At 62.9% G+C, this 16,000-nt stretch carries 21 protein-coding genes; 7 read left to right on the top strand and 14 right to left on the bottom strand.

Annotated elements, in window-relative coordinates:
* Positions 1-46 precede the first annotated feature (46 nt).
* Positions 47-427: a glyoxalase superfamily protein gene (locus NA11_RS36010; protein ID WP_245746442.1), complete on the bottom strand. Its 381-nt coding sequence runs from the start codon at positions 425-427 to the stop codon at positions 47-49.
* 76 nt (positions 428-503) lie between these two features.
* On the opposite strand from NA11_RS36010, the gene NA11_RS36005 reads away from it, so the two are divergent.
* Both NA11_RS36005 and NA11_RS36000 read left to right on the top strand, forming a co-directional pair.
* A complete protein-coding gene (locus NA11_RS36005) occupies positions 504-821 on the top strand; it encodes a hypothetical protein (protein WP_069166546.1) in 318 nt (105 codons plus the stop codon).
* A gap of 192 nt (positions 822-1,013) precedes the next feature.
* Complete coding sequence (locus NA11_RS36000) at positions 1,014-2,066, top strand: alpha/beta fold hydrolase (protein WP_069166545.1); 1,053 nt, start codon at positions 1,014-1,016, stop codon at positions 2,064-2,066.
* An 87-nt stretch (positions 2,067-2,153) separates the two neighbouring features.
* Here the strand turns inward: NA11_RS36000 and NA11_RS35995 are convergent, their stop codons facing one another.
* Both NA11_RS35995 and NA11_RS35990 read right to left on the bottom strand, forming a co-directional pair.
* Positions 2,154-3,443: an RNA polymerase sigma factor gene (locus NA11_RS35995; protein WP_069166544.1), complete on the bottom strand. Its 1,290-nt coding sequence runs from the start codon at positions 3,441-3,443 to the stop codon at positions 2,154-2,156.
* Between the two features lie 15 nt (positions 3,444-3,458).
* Entirely contained in the window at positions 3,459-3,878 is a 420-nt protein-coding gene (locus NA11_RS35990) for a YciI family protein (RefSeq protein ID WP_069166543.1), read from the bottom strand.
* Between the two features lie 373 nt (positions 3,879-4,251).
* Between NA11_RS35990 and NA11_RS35985 the strand changes: the two genes are divergently transcribed.
* Positions 4,252-5,214, top strand: coding sequence for an ATP-binding protein (locus NA11_RS35985; RefSeq protein ID WP_069166542.1), 963 nt, complete (start codon positions 4,252-4,254; stop codon positions 5,212-5,214).
* Between the two features lie 140 nt (positions 5,215-5,354).
* Here NA11_RS35985 and NA11_RS35980 read toward each other — a convergent pair whose 3' ends face one another.
* Entirely contained in the window at positions 5,355-5,723 is a 369-nt protein-coding gene (locus NA11_RS35980; RefSeq protein WP_245746439.1) for a hypothetical protein, read from the bottom strand.
* Between the two features lie 774 nt (positions 5,724-6,497).
* Here NA11_RS35980 and NA11_RS35975 point away from each other — a divergent pair.
* A complete protein-coding gene (locus NA11_RS35975) occupies positions 6,498-6,779 on the top strand; it encodes a hypothetical protein (protein ID WP_069166565.1) in 282 nt (93 codons plus the stop codon).
* Between the two features lie 53 nt (positions 6,780-6,832).
* On the opposite strand, the gene NA11_RS35970 is transcribed toward NA11_RS35975, so the two are convergent.
* From NA11_RS35970 to NA11_RS35960, 3 genes are all read right to left on the bottom strand, one after another.
* A complete protein-coding gene (locus NA11_RS35970; RefSeq protein ID WP_069166541.1) occupies positions 6,833-7,126 on the bottom strand; it encodes a hypothetical protein in 294 nt (97 codons plus the stop codon).
* Between the two features lie 137 nt (positions 7,127-7,263).
* A complete protein-coding gene (locus tag NA11_RS35965; protein WP_069166540.1) occupies positions 7,264-7,464 on the bottom strand; it encodes a hypothetical protein in 201 nt (66 codons plus the stop codon).
* Positions 7,465-7,470: 6 nt separating this feature from the next.
* The gene (locus tag NA11_RS35960; protein WP_069166539.1) at positions 7,471-7,671 is read right to left on the bottom strand and encodes a hypothetical protein; all 201 of its coding nucleotides are present in this window, start codon (positions 7,669-7,671) and stop codon (positions 7,471-7,473) included.
* A 181-nt stretch (positions 7,672-7,852) separates the two neighbouring features.
* Between NA11_RS35960 and NA11_RS35955 the strand changes: the two genes are divergently transcribed.
* From NA11_RS35955 to NA11_RS35945, 3 genes are read left to right on the top strand one after another with little or no spacing between them, the layout of a single operon-like run.
* A complete protein-coding gene (locus tag NA11_RS35955) occupies positions 7,853-8,224 on the top strand; it encodes a hypothetical protein (RefSeq protein ID WP_218023445.1) in 372 nt (123 codons plus the stop codon).
* Positions 8,205-8,723: a DUF6879 family protein gene (locus NA11_RS35950; protein WP_069166538.1), complete on the top strand. Its 519-nt coding sequence runs from the start codon at positions 8,205-8,207 to the stop codon at positions 8,721-8,723. Before NA11_RS35955 ends, NA11_RS35950 begins: the two co-directional genes overlap by 20 nt.
* Complete coding sequence (locus NA11_RS35945; RefSeq protein WP_069166537.1) at positions 8,720-9,559, top strand: helix-turn-helix domain-containing protein; 840 nt, start codon at positions 8,720-8,722, stop codon at positions 9,557-9,559. The genes NA11_RS35950 and NA11_RS35945 overlap by 4 nt, the downstream gene beginning before the upstream one ends.
* Positions 9,560-9,634: 75 nt before the next feature.
* Here the strand turns inward: NA11_RS35945 and NA11_RS45230 are convergent, their stop codons facing one another.
* From NA11_RS45230 to NA11_RS35920, 7 genes are all read right to left on the bottom strand, one after another.
* Positions 9,635-10,042 carry a hypothetical protein gene (locus tag NA11_RS45230; protein ID WP_141718038.1) on the bottom strand — a complete coding sequence of 136 codons (408 nt, stop codon included), beginning with the start codon at positions 10,040-10,042 and terminating at the stop codon, positions 9,635-9,637.
* A gap of 110 nt (positions 10,043-10,152) precedes the next feature.
* Positions 10,153-10,674, bottom strand: a complete 522-nt coding sequence (locus NA11_RS35935) for a hypothetical protein (RefSeq protein WP_069166535.1) — start codon at positions 10,672-10,674, stop codon at positions 10,153-10,155.
* Positions 10,675-10,744: 70 nt separating this feature from the next.
* Complete coding sequence (locus NA11_RS35930) at positions 10,745-11,365, bottom strand: hypothetical protein (protein WP_069166534.1); 621 nt, start codon at positions 11,363-11,365, stop codon at positions 10,745-10,747.
* A 154-nt stretch (positions 11,366-11,519) separates the two neighbouring features.
* A complete protein-coding gene (locus NA11_RS47110) occupies positions 11,520-11,651 on the bottom strand; it encodes a hypothetical protein (protein WP_281197151.1) in 132 nt (43 codons plus the stop codon).
* A 446-nt stretch (positions 11,652-12,097) separates the two neighbouring features.
* The gene (locus tag NA11_RS44315) at positions 12,098-12,715 is read right to left on the bottom strand and encodes a nucleoside 2-deoxyribosyltransferase (RefSeq protein WP_167837802.1); all 618 of its coding nucleotides are present in this window, start codon (positions 12,713-12,715) and stop codon (positions 12,098-12,100) included.
* A gap of 833 nt (positions 12,716-13,548) precedes the next feature.
* Positions 13,549-15,561 carry an AAA family ATPase gene (locus tag NA11_RS35925; protein WP_084655351.1) on the bottom strand — a complete coding sequence of 671 codons (2,013 nt, stop codon included), beginning with the start codon at positions 15,559-15,561 and terminating at the stop codon, positions 13,549-13,551.
* Complete coding sequence (locus tag NA11_RS35920; RefSeq protein WP_069166532.1) at positions 15,558-15,878, bottom strand: hypothetical protein; 321 nt, start codon at positions 15,876-15,878, stop codon at positions 15,558-15,560. Before NA11_RS35920 ends, NA11_RS35925 begins: the two co-directional genes overlap by 4 nt.
* Positions 15,879-16,000: the final 122 nt, after the last annotated feature.

The raw sequence follows: 16,000 nt of genomic DNA, 5'->3' as shown, positions 1-16,000 counted from the left end.
ACCCACGGTAACTGCGCGCCACCGGGCGCCGCTACCGGCTGCGCAGCTAATCCTCCGGTTGCGCGAAGCGCAGGATGTTGCCGGACGGATCGGCCAGCTCGAATCCCGGCCCGGCCGGACCCTCTTCGGGGCAGCCCGGTTTGGCGTAGCGGTACTGCTTGCCCGCCAACTCGGCCTGCCAGGCGTACACATCGGCGACCTCGATCCACACCACCGTGCCCGGGGTGCCGTCACCGTGGTGCTCGCTGAGATGCAGCTTCATCGAGGACCGGGAAACCTGTGCGTACAACGGAAAGTCATCGCCGAACCGGTGTTCCCAGTCGACGGTGAAGCCTAGATAGTCGCGATAGAACTCGTATGCCCGCGCGACGTCGAACATGCGGAGCACGGGTATCGGTGCCGCGAAGCCGATCTCATCGGAAGCCACGCCGCCGATCATCGCACCTGGGTCGGACAAGATCGATGGGGTTTCCTCTTTTCGCAGGTAGAGTACAATTTCCAGGGTGGATGCCGCTGGTTCTACCCGGCTCGACGGATTCGGGGTCAGCGCGACTCGCAAGCTCGAATTCGGGCATGTGGGGCACTGGCGCACACCGAGGGAAGGCGACCTCGCCGACGACAATCGCGAGCACATGGTCGCGGTCGAGATCGATCCTGGCGACGGCTCATCGGTGGTCGTTTTCGTCCATGCACCCAATCGCAGCGATGTGCCGAGCGACTTTCATCCGGACGATCAGGTGTGCCTGGTGATCCCCGAGGAAATCGCGGCGCTGTCCGATCCGCCAGGCGAACCGTTATCGAATCGCCGTGCCGCGGGCTAACAATCGCATGGGCGTGTCGCGATGACCCGGAAGAACCGCCACACCGGCGGCGTTTTTGTGAAGAGAGACAGTGTCATTGAGCTCGATTCCGGGTATTCCCCCTGACGAGCCAGAAGTTTCGCCACCGTGCGCTAGCACTAGCAAGCACTTTGCTTGCACTGTACTGTGGCGGCAGACACAAAGGAGTGCCCGATGCTGGTGAAGTCGATGAAGACGCTGGCGGACGCGCGAAATGGCGCGCTGACCGCCGCATATCGTGCCGGACTACGTTCGCGTACCTTCCGGACCGCGTCGTTGAACGCCCCCACCGCCCCGCACGAGGTCATCCCGGTCACCACCATCGATGGCGCCCGACTCCGGGTGCACGCCTACGGGCCCGCCGACGGCGACGTTATCGTGCTGATCCACGGCTGGAGCTGCAGCATCGAGTACTGGAACCCGCAGATCAACGCCTTCGCGGATCGCTACCGGGTGGTCTGCTACGACCAGCGCGGCCACGGCGCGAGCCAGCTCGGCTCCCGCATGCCGAGCCGGGAAACCCTCGCCGACGACCTGTCCGCCGTGCTCGACGCGACCTTGCGCCCCGGCCAGCGGGCCGTGCTCGCCGGGCACAGCATGGGCGGAATGACGATTCAGGCGTGGGCCGCCCACTACCCCGACCAGGTCCGGCGCCGGGCCGCCGCCGCCATCCTGCTGAACACCACCTCGGGCAACATCCGGTACGACACCGATCTGCTCCCGCTGCTCAACAAGCCGCTGACCGTGCAGAACAAGCCGGTCACGCTGCTCGGCACCCCGGTACGGCTGCCGACGTTCATTTCCGAGACCGTGCTCACCACCCCGGTCCCGCTGCCCGGCGGCTGGCCGGTCGGCGCGCTGTTCAAGGCCAGGGTGATGTGCAAGAAGGCGACCGCCGACGAGGTGAACTTCGCCCTCGGCATCGTCCGCTCGTGTCGCCCGCTCACCAGGGGCAGGCATGCCGCCGCCCTCGCCGACATCGACCTGAGCGACGGCGCCCAGCATCTCACCGTGCCGACCACCGTCATCGCGGGCAGCCACGACCATCTGCTGCCCGAGCGGATGTCCCGCCGGATCGCCGACGTCCTGGCCCGCACCGGCCACCTCGCCGCGTACCACAGCTGGCCCACCGGCCACCTCGGCAACATCGAGGCCGCCGACCGCTTCAACGCCGAGCTCGAACTCGTCGCCGCGCAGGCGGGCCGCCGCACCGCCGCCGCCGGCTGACCCACAACTGTTCTCCTGGGCCGATCAACGGCGCCCGGCCCAGGAGCAACACCCCGCAGCGCTGGATTCGGCTCCGCCACAACGCTTTTAGCCGTCCTTCAGCGCAGCGAGCTTCCCTAACAGCACGGTTCGTTCACGGTCGTTGCCGCACAAGGCAATTGCGCGTTCCAGCTCGATCCGCGCCTCCGCGGTCCGGCCCAACCGGATCATCAGTTCGCCGCGGACACTCGGCAAAAGATGTGTCCCCGAGAGTGTTTCGGCGGCCATCAACTCGTCCACGATCGGCAACGCGGCCGCTGGCCCTTGCGCCATGGACACCGCGACCGCACGATTCAGATCGACCACCGGCGACGGCGCGAGCCTGCCGAGCGCCTCGTACAGCACGACGATGCGGTCCCATGCCGTCTCCTCGACCGACGGTGCGACAGCATGACATTCGGCGATCGCGGCCTGCAGACCGTAAGCGCCGAGACCACGACCGACCTCTGTCGCGCGCTGCAACGCCGCGCGCCCACGGCGGATCGCGGCCCGGTCCCACCGCCTGCGGTCCTGCTGCTCGAGCAGCACCGGCTGTCCGTCAGGTCCGGTGCGTGCGGGAAACCGTGCCGCTGTAAGTTCCAGCAGTGCCAGCAGCCCGTACACCTCCGGCTCGGTCGGCACCAGCCTGGCCAGCACCCGCGCCAATCGCTGTGCCTCGCCTGCCAATTCGAACCGGATCAGGTCGCTGCCCGAACTCGCCGACGAGCCCTCGGTGAAGATCAGATACACCACGTTCAGCACCGAGCCGAGCCGCGCGCCCCGCTCCTGCGCCGACGGCACCTCGAACCGAACCCGCGCCGCGGCAAGGGTTTTCTTCGCCCTGGTGATCCGAGCCTGCACCGTCGCCGTCGGCACCAGGCACGCCTTGGCGATCTCGTCGCTGGTCAGACCGCCGATGACGCGCAGCGTGAGCGCAATCCGCGCATCCCTCGACAGCGTCGGGTGACAGGAGATGAACATCAGCGCGAGCACGTCGTCGTCGATCTGGTCCGGATCCCACAGCACCTCGTCGGCCGCCGCGGGATCGGCCGGATCGCCGCCCGCAACGGTGCCGCCCTCGCCCAGATGGTGGGCGAGCGCCGCGTACCGATCGTCGAGCGCGGAGCGACGCCGGAACCCGTCGATGGCCCGGCGCTTGCCGACGGTGAGCAGCCAGCCCGCCGGATTGCGCGGCACGCCGTCGCGCGGCCAGGTCACCAGCGCCTCGGCCAGCGCCTCCTGTGCGAGGTCCTCGGCAAGCGCGAAGTCGCCGGTGTAGCGGGCCAGCGCACCGACGATGCGCGCGGATTCGATCCGCCAGACCGCGGCGACGGCCTCACGACCGGAGTGTTCGGCCATCGCCCGCTGTCCCGCTCAGAGCTGGCCGGTGGCTTCGCGCCACGCCCGCTCTTTCTGGATCCACTCGTTGTCCTGCGGGAATTCGTCGATCGTCGAGACCCGCCTGATCTCGGTCTTGAAGCCGGGACCGGCCAGCGGCGCGCGCTTGGCCCACTCGATCGCCTCCTCCTTGGACGCCACATTCAAGATGTAGAACCCGCCGAACAACTCCTTGGTCTCCCCGTACGGCCCGTCGGTGACGATCGGCGGCTCGGACGAAAAGTCCACCACCACACCGTCGGCGGGATCCTCGAGCCCTTCCGCAGCGAGCAGCACGCCCGCCCGGATCATCTCGTCGTTGAACCGCCCGATCGTCTCCAACATCTTGTCGAAGTCGACCTCGCCCATGCTCGCGTAGCCCTCGTCGGTCGCACGCATCACCAGCATGTACTTCATGATTCCCTCTCCTAGGTTCAGCCGGGGTCCCGTTTGGACCCTTTCATCCCTAGGTCGAACGGGGGGCACGATAGATCGACACGGGCCGAGAACTTTTTTGAAAATTTGTCCGCCTGCACGCTGACCTGCGTCTTCAACCCCGCACTCGGGATCGGACCACAGGATTCGAATTGGCACGGGCCTCAGGCACGTAGCGATGACACTCGCTTCACGTGCCGGGGCCGCCTCGTGCGCGTGTCGCCTGGAATATGTTGCGGTAGAAGGGAACCCGCAGACCACAGGACCACATGGGCTCGATCGGGGCAAGGCGTCGAGTAGGTTGTTGTCGCTATCACGAACATGAATATCGTTACCGATGTGAGAGGTGTGTGCTGTGAAGATCGCCTTCGTCGGCAAGGGCGGCAGTGGCAAGACGACGCTGTCCTCGCTGTTCATCCGGCATCTGGTCGAGCGCGGGGCGCCAACCCTGGCGATCGATGCCGACATCAATCAGCATCTGGCCGCGGCATTGGGGGCCGGTGAAGAGGAGTCGCTGACGCTGCCCACCCTGGGCGCGCACCTGCCGCTGATCAAGGAATTCCTGCGCGGGGACAACCCACGGATCCCGTCGGCCGAGGCGATGATCAAGACCACCCCGCCGGGATCGGGCTCGCGGCTGCTGCGGGTCACCGAAGACAACCCCATCTACTCCGCCTGTGTGCGCAACGTCGGCGGCGCCCGCCTGATGGTGACCGGACCGTTCACCGACGAGGATCTCGGGGTGGCCTGCTACCACTCCAAAGTCGGCGCGGCCGAACTGTTGCTCAACCACATGGTCGACGGTGCAGGCGAGTACGTGGTGGTCGACATGACAGCCGGAGCCGACTCGTTCGCTTCCGGACTGTTCACCCGCTTCGACCTGACCGCCCTGGTCTGCGAACCGACCCTGCGCAGCGTCGGCGTCTATCGCCAATATCTCAACTACGCCAAGGACTTCGGCATCCGCATCGTCGTCGTCGGCAACAAGATCTGCGACGCGGACGACCTGGCCTTCCTGCGCGAACACGTCGGCGAAAACCTGCTGTGCTGGATCGGCCGCTCCGGGCACGTGCGCGCGGCCGAACGCGGCGACATCCGGCCGATCACCGACCTCGAAACCGAGAACCGGGAAGCGCTGGCGCAGATCAAGTCGGCACTCGACGCCGAAACCCGCGACTGGGTCGCCTACCAGCGGCAAGCCGTCGAATTCCACCTGCGCAACGCCAACGCATGGGCTGGTGCGGAGATGGTCGCGCAGATCGATCCCGACTTCGTCCTTTCACCCGACCTGGTGTCCGGTGCGTTGACTCGTTCCTGAACGCGTCATCGGCGCCAACGATCTCGATGCCGCGGCCCGGCAACAGAACTGAGCCGCGCCCCTCGGCCCGCGATGCCGCGGCGACTCGGTCCGTTCAGCGCGACGTGCAGCACGTCGCGCTGAACGGAACCGCGATTCGATCAGTCGCGGTAAATCCTCACGTAGGCATTGGTCGCGGTGCCGATGCTGGTCGGCCCCAGACACGATGCCGTTCCTTGACCGGTCGGACTGAACGAACCGCTCCACCCGCCCCGATAAGGGCCAATAGCCATGAGCGGAAAGGCATTCGGCACGCCCGCCAGTCCGAAGCACTCGACAACCAGGGCATATTCCCTGCCCGCAGGCGCATCGGCGTCATGGCAGGTCGCCGTCGCGCTGACCAGGTCCCGCGTGACGACACAATCCTCCGGCGCGGCGTGCGCAGTGCCCGCGCCGACCACCGCGGCAAAGCCGAGCACCGACACAACAGCGGCGCCGACGCGTGCAGCGGCGACCATCGTTTTTCTCATTCGAAATCCTCCCGAAAGGTTCAACAGACCATCGTTTGCGGATACCGAGCTGTGACAACCAAAGCAACGGCGGTGCCAGCTGGCACCGCCCATCTACCGCCGACAGACGCGTCCCAAACCGCCCACCGACCCGATGACCCTATGCCGTCGACGCCGTTGATCGCGTCAGTTCCGGCCTATCCGCCGCCACAGTCGACCATCGGATGACCCAGCAGCGCAAGATGTTCCGCGATCACGTCCACACCACCCCCGCGGCGCGACGGCGACAGCCGCCGAAGGGCTGGGAAGAATTCGTCGGAGCTTAGTTGGACCCGAAGTCCAAAGCGCAGCGGTGTTGACCCCTCGTGAGCCATAGGACGGGATGACACACCTGGCCACCGAGCAAATGGGCGGCCGAAACCAACAAGCCCCCGGCGTGAACAACACGTCAGGGGTTTTTGTGGAGCCGCCTGCGAGAATCGAACTCGCGACCTTTTCATTACGAGAAATCCAAGTAGCGCCCGTTCGTGTCAACGCGGTACGCGATGCTGTATCGCTCCTGCGCAGGTGAGCGCACCTTTTCGCACCCTGGCGTCAACGTTCGCACCGTGACGTCGGCACGCATCGCAGACGACACAGTGCACGCACACGACACACACCTTCGCCTGCTCATGACGACAGGCGCGAAGGTCACAACTTCCCACGGAGTCCACCGTCATCTGTTCGGACCAGCGCCTGACCTCTCTTACGTTGCTGTCGCACGCCACCAAGGCGACACCGACGAAGGAGCCCACGATGACCACCCCCGCCGCGAAGAAGACCACCGCCGACAAGCTGACCACGAAGCAGGTCGCCGAAGCGCTGGGCACCGACCCGAAGACGCTGCGCGTGTTCCTCCGCGCATCGACCGACTACGAAGCCGTGGGCGCCGGGTCGCGCTACTCGTTCACCACGAAGGACGTCGGCCCGATGAAGACTCGTTTCACCAAGTGGGCCAAGGACCGCGAGGCCGCGAAGGTCGCCAAGGCAGAAGCCGCGAAGCAGGCAACCGAGGAATCCACACCCAACGCCGAGTAACGATCGCTCGACCTCTCAGCCCTGGCTACGGCCGGGGCTTTGTGGTGGATGCCCTACTCGACTATCTGCCACTCGCCGAATGGCGGGCGTTCGTGCGAGACAACGCGAATGGCTAGATCGGGCTGCTCAGCGTCGAAGATGACTTTCTCTACGCGGAACTTGAAGCCGTTCTCATCGAGCCACCATCCCTCGGTGCCTCGTTCGTGGTCGGACTGCATGATGCTCAGGGTCTCGTCTCCGCGCTTCAGGTCCTCGTAGATGCCTGCGGTAGATGTCCCCCAAGCGAACTCGACCACCCCGTCGTTGTCGATCCGCTCCCATACGTGACTGCCCGGCCTGACGGCCATGCTGCCTCCTCGGCTCGTGTTGATCCGAGCGTACCGACAGCTACTGACACTCTCCCCCGAGCGTGCCCGTGCGGCGCTGACGAATCGCCACCATACGATCACTCGAGCGCACGTATCGCAGTCGCTCACAGACGATCTCAGACGCCATCTACCGTATGCGTCGCGTCGTGCGATGCGTCGTCGGTGATGACGGGCAGCTCCATCGTCGTCTCAGAGGCCATCGCGTAGTACTCGAAGCTGTGCCGCCCCGGTTGGCGGGGTGTGGAGCGATGGCGGCCCAGCATGAAGCCGAGCACGAATGCCGCGACTACGGCGAGACTGAAGGCGGCTACGACCATGGCGACTCAGAGGTCAGCGTTACGGCCTTGCGGCACTATGAGTTTGCGGTTGCGATCGTGGCTTTCTGCCGCAGTGAGCCATGCGTCGATGTCAGCCAACGAGCCGATGACCAGCACCCGAAACGGGCTTGCCAGCACGTATCCGTCAGCCGAGCGACCAATGCGCATCGACCGGCGTTCAGCCCGTCTCGTCAGTTCGTCCTTCATGGTCAGGACTCCTCATGTCGCGCAGATTGGCTCCGAGCCGGGTGAAGGAGTGGACACCTCACCCGACCCGTTGCAGATGAACCTAAGAACCTGAGCGCGAAAACCTGAACGATATTTCTCTAGATTTCTCGCTGATACGATTTCTGTTGACCAGTTTCTCCCGGTGTCTGACGATTGATGCATGGAAGAAATCACACGAAACGCCACAACAGAAGATCAACCCTTGCGCCTAACGTTCCTCGGTAAGAACACCCAGAACGGTGGAAGCCCAACGCTCTTCGCCACGAACCGAGGTACGTACGTCGTTCAGAGCTGGAGGGTGAAGGGGCACGATGACCGCGTGGAGATCCCGCACCGGCTGCTTGCCCACACCCGCCCAGGAACCAGCGTCGGCGCACCGTTGGAGGACACCGGACGTGGCACGTTCATCCTGACGGGTACTCCGGTGACGGACGTTGAGGCGTTGGCACAGATGAACACCCCGGACCACGAGACCAGCATCGAGGTTCCCGTAGGACAGGAGATTTGGATTCATGCAGCTACTCCAAGGTGAGGAAATCGACGACCTTCTCCGGTCCTGCGAGCACAGCGCCTACCACCTTGAAGTGCTCGACACGTACGAGACGCCAGAGGAAGCCGAGCCGTTCGGCAAGTTTTTGGCCGGCGAGCCCGACGACTACGCATGGGGCACGGACTGGTGGAACCTGATTCGTGAGGTCACGAGCACAGGCCGAGAGATTCGCCGTGCCCGCGTCGTCACCGAGCCACACACCGACTACACCCGGTGGGGTCTCGTTGTCTCAGAACAGAACATCGCTGTAGGCGAGGAAATCCGGTACCTGCCCCGACACCTGATCGACCCTTCCGAGCTGACTACGGATGACTTCTGGCTCCTCGATGACCGAGCGCTCGCGTTCACAGTCTTCGAGCCATCGGGCCGCTACGTCGGGTGGGGCATCAGCCACGACCCGGTGATAGTCGAACACGCACGGGCGGTGTGGAATCGAGTGTGGGACAAGGCAGTCCCCCACGCTGAATACGTCAAGGCGTGACCACTACCGCGAAAGAGGCCCGCGAGGCGTTCGGTGAGCGCCTGCGCAACCTCCGCAAGGATGCAGGGCTGACCGGTAGGCAACTGTCCGAGCTTGCCGGTTGGCCCCCTTCCAAGGTCTCGAAGATCGAGTACGGCAAGCAGGTGCCGACAGACGATGACGTGCGCGTCTGGTGCATCCACACCCGCACCGCGGATCAAGTGCCCGACCTCATCGCCAACCTGCGCAACGTCGAAACCGCCTATCTCGAATGGCGACGGATGCGCTTGCCACACAGGCAGAAACAGTCGATCGCATCCGAGGCCAAAACGAGCCTCATGCGCTGGTATGAGCCCGTCCTTGTGCCAGGCTTGTTGCAGACGCCGCCCTACGCTGAGGCTCTGTTGCGGGCCGTGCTCGACTTCTGCGACGAGCCAGCGACCGAGATAGACGCGAGCCTTTCCGCGCGCCTCGAACGTCAGCAAGTCCTGTACCGAGGTAATCACCGGTTCTACTTCATGCTCGCGGAACAGGTTCTCCACACCCGCGTCGGCACCGCAGACACGATGCTCGAACAGATGGACCGATTGCTCACGGCGATGTCTCTGCCTCGCGTCGTGCTGGGCATCGTCCCGTCGGCGCATACCTACACCGCGCCCACCAACAACTTCATCATGTTCGACACCCGCATGGTCCAGGTCGAGACCATCTCGGCTGAGCTGACGATCACCCAGCCCAGCGAGATAGCGTTGTACGACAAGGCATTCCACCGTCTCAAGGACCAAGCCATCCACGGACAAGACGCGCGCGCCATGATCGCCGCAGCCATGGACGAACTGCGTTCTGATGACATGTGAGATGAGTGGTTCCACACCGCACGTCGGCAACGGTATGCGTGGACTGTGATCAGGCGTCGTGTCGGTCTCGCTCCATCACATTCGTTGCGCTGCCCGGAAGTTCAAAGCGTCGTACTGTTCGAGATGCCAGACACGTTTACCCAGTCGCTCCGGCGACATTTGCGCGACGGTCAACCCGGACGCGCGTAGCAGGCCCTCAAGACGACGCTCACGCTCTTTCGTACGTTGCGCGATGAATCTATGCACGCGACGATCCCGAGACGTCAGGATGTCTACTGGCAACCCGTCATCCTCGCGCGGCTTGCGAGTGCGTTGGGCAGGCTTCGGATGCGCGATATCCTGACGCGCCTTACGGATGTCATGTCGGACAAGACGATTCGTGCTGTAACCCAGCGCTTCGCGTATCTCGTCCACACCCGACCCACGTTCGCGCATGGCAAGAGCTTTCGCACGGCGCTTCCTGACATCGGCCCGCTCGGCCATCTGTTCCTCCTCATCATCGGGTAGCTACGAGAAAGCCCCGCGACGGTGGAAGGGGAGAAGCCCGTCGCGGGGCTGGGCGGAGTGCACGGGGGCAGTTGTGCACTCCGGGTCTATTCGTCGTCCTCGTCGTCCAAGTCTTCGTCGCCGTCCTCATACTCCGGCTCGTCTTCGTCAGCGTCGGACAACTCAGTGGGTCGCTCGGCCTGTCCGCCAATCTCGATAAGCCACAGATCGACAGCGTTGCCGTCATCGTCAGCCGTGGGCTTGGCGTCGAGAGCCTGGAATCGCGCCTGGCGGTTCAGCAGCGCCGTGAGCGAATCCATCGCCTTCGCCCGATCGCGTGCGTCTACGTCGGGGTTCAGGATCAGCTTCATAGCCACTCGCTGCGCGCGGTCGAGACGACCCATCGCCAGAGCCAATAGCTGTTGCTTCTCCTCGAAGTCCTGAGCCCAATACGCCTTGAGCCCGTCGCGCACTTCCTCACGGGTGTACTTGAGCGAGTTGTATCCACACGCCACCTTGATTTCGGCGTAGCTCGCGCCCTCGATCTTCATTCGTACGGCCTTGGCGCGACGTGCCTTAGCCCGGACCACGTTCGTGCGAGCGTCGGCCCCATCGTGCTTGCTGCGCATGATATTTCCCCTTTCTCTGGTTCTCGGCATACCTTGCTGGCCCCGTGGGCGGCGTCACGGGACCACAGTCTTACTCGCTGGGCAGCGCCTCGGCCTCGGTCAGAATCCGATCGCGCATCTCAGCACCGACCTGCTTCTTGTTGACTCCGGGCTCATTCAGCGAACGAATCTCTTCCCGGCGCTCGGGCGTGTGGAGCACGTGGGAGACGGCCTTGCCCCGGCTCTGCACGAACCCGCACTTGCCTTCCTCCACCGCATGTTCGAGGTAATCGCCGGTCACGAGCTGAGTCCTCCACCGCTCCGCATCTTCAGGAACAGGCGCATGCTGGGGAATCGAGTTTCCTGTACGGGGATGGTTGTGCAGGCCCAGCCGCGAAGCCCTCACCTTGATCCCGGACTGCTTCTTGCGGTGTTCCTCGAGCTGGGTGTGGAGGTCGGCAACCTCCAGCACAACCCTCGCGTACGCATCGCGCAGCGGATCGAGGTCCGTAGTCATGAACTCCTCGTAGTCGGTCAGGAATTCAGCCACGGCGGCCTGGTGTTCAGCGTCGGCCTTCTCTTTGGCTTCGCGCGCCTCAGACTGAGCCTTGAGTTCGGCCAGCTCGTCAGTGGCCCGCGCCTCGGCGTATTCCTTCGGCGTCGCCTTACCTCCCGCGATCACGCGGGCCTTCAGTTCTTCGAGAACGGACATTTGATCTTCCCCTTTCGGTGACAGCGGGTAGACCCGCTGAGTTAATAGTTCACGGATTCACCGAATCGCTTGCGCGCCTTGCCGTTGCGGCGATAGCACTATCAGCTGGTTTCGGTCGATCCTTACCCACTCCCGCTATCGCGGTGCGTGAGCCTTACGTCGCACTGGCAGGATGCTTGTTCTTGCCGCTCAGAATGTCCCTCAAGAGACCTTCCTTCTGAGCCTTGACGATTTCCTCGGGCGTCATCTTCGCGAGATCAGCCCGTGTCAATTGCTTCTTTTCCATTTCCATTCCTCCTTTCCTATCGCTTCGGACGCGCAAGCACCCGCGCATTGGCTTTAGACCCCTCTGGCGCAGTTGGGCATGAATCATCGTGCCACCACCACAACACCTTTCCCATGGTCTTGTTAGCCATCGTGAGGACGGGAACAGAGCAGTCCTGACATGTCCGCCTAGCCAGTTCCTTCGCAGTGACGCGGAATACCTGATCCACCCCAGGAATGCGGTAGAATACGAATTCCTCAAGTGCTGCAAAGTCGCTGGTGTTGGTCCGGTTATCTCGAAAAGCTCGGTAGCCCATTGGCTTCCCTTTCTGGTTTCCTCCGGAATGATGCGCGGCGGCACGCGCCATTGACAGGATGATTGCACGAAATCGCCGCGAGTCCGTATCCCTAAGTTTTCTCCGTCGCGGGCAGGCGTGACTAAGCCATAGCCTCAGACAGAACCCACAATCAGAAGAAGAAGTTTATTCCGCCATGATCCTGCCGCAATCGGTGGATAGCCTGGTGAAATGCATGGATGGGATCGGGGGCACCCACAACCAAGGCGTCGGGGAACTGTCGGGAGAACCACAACTCGTCCGATTCACAGGTGCAATGCCGAGCTACACATTCACCTGCAATAACCAATTGCTTGCCTTGAGCTGCGGCATACCCAATCTCCACCAGAGTCCCATATGCCGTGCACGGAGTCTTGCTATTCCCGAGCCAAGCGAAGAAGATGTCGCAGTCACGAATCGCCTCCAAGCAATGAGCGTGGACCCATCCGCGAGTCTTTTGTTCGTAGTCGTCAGGATGGCACATGGTTCGATTGGTTCCATGGGTGCCTGGGCCGTGGGCGCAACCATGGTCGCACGAGGCGACATACGGCCCGCAGTAGTTCCAACTAAAGGCTTCCCCGCCGATCTTGGTTTCAACGAGCATCGCGGGCCACTTCCTCAACAGACCGTTGTCCGTGGCGTTGGCACTTCTCAGATCAGACACAAGGCTATGCCTCCAGTCATTTTGATAGATACTGCCAGCCAGGTAGACATGCGGAAACTTCCTTTTCCCGCCCTCGGACAGATTCATAGTAACTTTGACCATTTCCTTTTCCCTTCATCCCACACCGCCCGCAATCGGGCAGCGTTCAACAACTGTATTTCTTCAGACATTGGTCCCGGTTTTATCTCCCGCGGCGCATCGTTGCCGACATCACGCACCGAGCAGGCACACAAAGGGAGCGCCAGCAGGCCCATACAGCGTCTGCAATACCGTGGCACGATAAATCACACGGTCGCACCGTTCGCAGACGTCATATCGCCCGCTACACCAGATGAATCGGACCCACGCACAGTCTCATCACACAGCGCCCTTCCTGCGCATGAATCCCACTCATCTAATGATTAGTTAGACGGCATCCTCGTCACCAGCCCACCAACGGCACCCTGACAATCTCGTGCTTTCCGGTGCAGCCGTGCCCGCAGGCTGATTGGTCGATTTGGCCTTTCGCAGCTTCCGCAGGTCCACGGGTCGGGTAAAGCATCACGCTAGGTACCCGGCACCATGCGATGAGCGCATACTCTCCCTCGCCCTGTATCCACACCGCCCGTGGAATTGCGCACTTCATGAACGTCCGGGCTGTGCGGTGTTGCCTTTCGCACCTGTGCCGTTTGTAGATGGGCGTCGGGTCCAATAGAACGAGCGTCATTGTCTTTCTCCTTTCTCGCGCACAGAAGAAACCCTTCTGAGCTTGTGAGCGATTGCCTCGGCCCGCAGTCGGGGTCCCGTTCCGCTTCATTATTTGTTCCAATTACTATATCGCTTCGCTTTTATAGTATTCCGGAACAGATTCCGGTCCTGCGCCGGAACAGTCTCAGAACAATTCCGGAACACCATTCCGGAACACCATTCGGGAACAACCCTCAGATGTCCTCGCTGAGCGCATCATCGACCTCTGACGCCTCGCCCATGATCAAGTTGTAAGCCTCATAGACGCGCTGCTTGCGGATGTGCAGGTTCTTGAACACCTGGTTCGCAGATGCACCTGGGTTCGCCCCGAGGTACGCCCGCACCGATTCGACGTCTCGCTCAAAGTCACGTGCTGGGCGGCCAGCCTTTCGGCTCCCGCTTCTCCCGAGGTCGACCGTGACGACACCATCGGTGGGTGTGGGATGGACGATGCGTTCGATACGTAGCGGGTCGTCGTACCGCCTCAGCTCCAGCTTGTGCGGGATAAGCCCGGTACGGTCCTTCTCTCTGGTCAGGTACAGCTTGTCGCGGTTGTTGGCGTCTGCGGAGATGCCCCACTCGATGTCGATGTTGGACTGCTTCGAAGAGTTGCCGCGTCCACGTCGCGCTTCGTCGGCATAGCCCGCGTGGTCATTGATGATGAAGGTGATCCCACGGACCTTGAGGGGCAGGGTAATTCGCTCATCGAACCGCGCCCACGTATCGGCGTCGTTCTCCTTCTCGCCTTTGGTGAATGCCGACAGCGTATCCATGATCACCACGTCCGGTGTGGTGGCATTAAACAGATGCCAGAACCGTTTTGCACCTTCATCTTTCGCGAGTGACGGCCAGGTCGGGAAGCACTTCAGGAGGAAGTTGCTCATGTCCTCACCCGTCGCGCCCATCAGGCCGAGGTATCGGTGCCACCAGTGCACGCCGAGTTCGCCGTCCAGGTACAGAACCCGTAGCGGTCGCTCTAGCTGGCGCGTTCCTTCCTCTTCAAGGTCCGTTGCCGACAACCCTCGTGCCCAGTGGAAGCCCATCACCGCAGTGGTGATCGACTTGCCCGCACCTGAACGCGCAGTCAGCTTGACTACGTGACCCTTGAGGATGAACTCATGCTCGAGGAAATTGGCGACTGGTGGACTTGTCGCGAGCAGGTCGGCGATGTTCACTAGTTCGCCGTTCCCGCTTTGCCAGTCGCCCGATTCCGTGCGCCCAAGCCAGGGCATCAAGCTTGCGTCCTCCGGTTCGATGCCCTTCTCATCCTTCGCGATCTTGTCGGCGTAGAACTGAGCAATCTTCAGAGGCAGCCCGCCGACGTAGTGCTTTTCCACCTCGTACTTGTCGCGGCCCGGTTCGTAATCTCGCATCAGCCAAAGCGTTTCGGCCACGGTGTACCCAGCTTCCCGGCACAGAGCGACGGCGTTCCACGTCAGCTTGTACCGTCCCGAGTCTTTACCCGTCGTGTCGTCACTGAGCGCATTGAATAGCGAAGACCCCTTGGCCGGCATCTGGGAGGGACGTACGGCGTCTGGCACGTTCGCGGGTTCATCGTCGGTCACGGCGTAGTCATCAGCCCGCACGGCGTCTCTGAAGGCTCGCCCGTCGTAGGTTGCGTCCACCAACACCTCGACCAGACGCACCGGCACCGGTGGGTTGTGCTTGAGGTTCAGCGTGCCCGGAATGCGGAACAGGTCGTTGTCCGTGACCTTGTCATTTCCACACCGCAAAGTACGACCGACGCCCCAGCATGCTTGCTGGTGCTGCTCCGTCGTCAGGAGCGCATCCATGCGCCAGAAACGTTGGGTGTGGCCATCCGAACCGGACGCGACAGTGCGCGTAGCTGGGTACTCCTTGAAGAACCCGGCATCAACTACGGCACGGTCTTGGTCAAGCCACACCCAGCGACGTTGTACGGAGTTGCCCTTGCTGCGACTCTCGGTCCGCATGAGGTTGGGCGAATAGAAGCAGTGGTGATCAGCTGCGTGACGCTCGATCGCCTGCCAGACCTGGCTCGCCTGCCTCGGCCATTCGTACGCTTCTTCGATCCACTTCTCAGTCTCAGCGTGCTTGAACGCCAAGCAGGCATACGCCGTACCCTTTGCCCGCTTGCCCCACATGGCCGTTAGATGACTACGCGATTCCGCGAAGCTCGGTGTGGGCCCAGCGATGTCGCGTGCAACCACTTCCAGTTCCCCAATCATTTCTGTGCTTCCTGTTCTGCGCGTCGGACGCGCTCCGCCAATCGCCGCTTGCGTTCGCAGTAGAGCCGTCCCAACGGCCCGTGACGGCAGTCGATGTGATCGAGGTCCACAGGTGGAGGGGCGAACAGCTCCGGGTACCTGATCCGGTCCCGTGGGTCCTCCACGTCCGGCTCATCGAACTCAGGCGCAGCTATCGGATTCGCGCAGTCCTCGGCGTGGTCGATCTCGACGGCCCAGCTACGCGGACTCTCAAGCAGATCGGCCTTACCTCCACACGCTGGACACACGAACAGCGCGACGAATTCCAGCGCCGACACTGGCGCTTCGGTCGCTCCTTGCAGCGGAGGCGGTTCGTACCGGCGGCGTCTCATCCTCGCCCCGCTCCGGGCCGGTGTGGATAGATCAGGTACAACGCCAGACCGATGGGAAGCGCTGCGGC

Source organism: Nocardia altamirensis NBRC 108246, from assembly GCF_001612685.1.
Lineage (GTDB): Bacteria > Actinomycetota > Actinomycetes > Mycobacteriales > Mycobacteriaceae > Nocardia > Nocardia altamirensis.
Note: the sequence above shows the minus strand (reverse complement) of the source record. Positions and strands in the feature narration are given on the sequence as shown.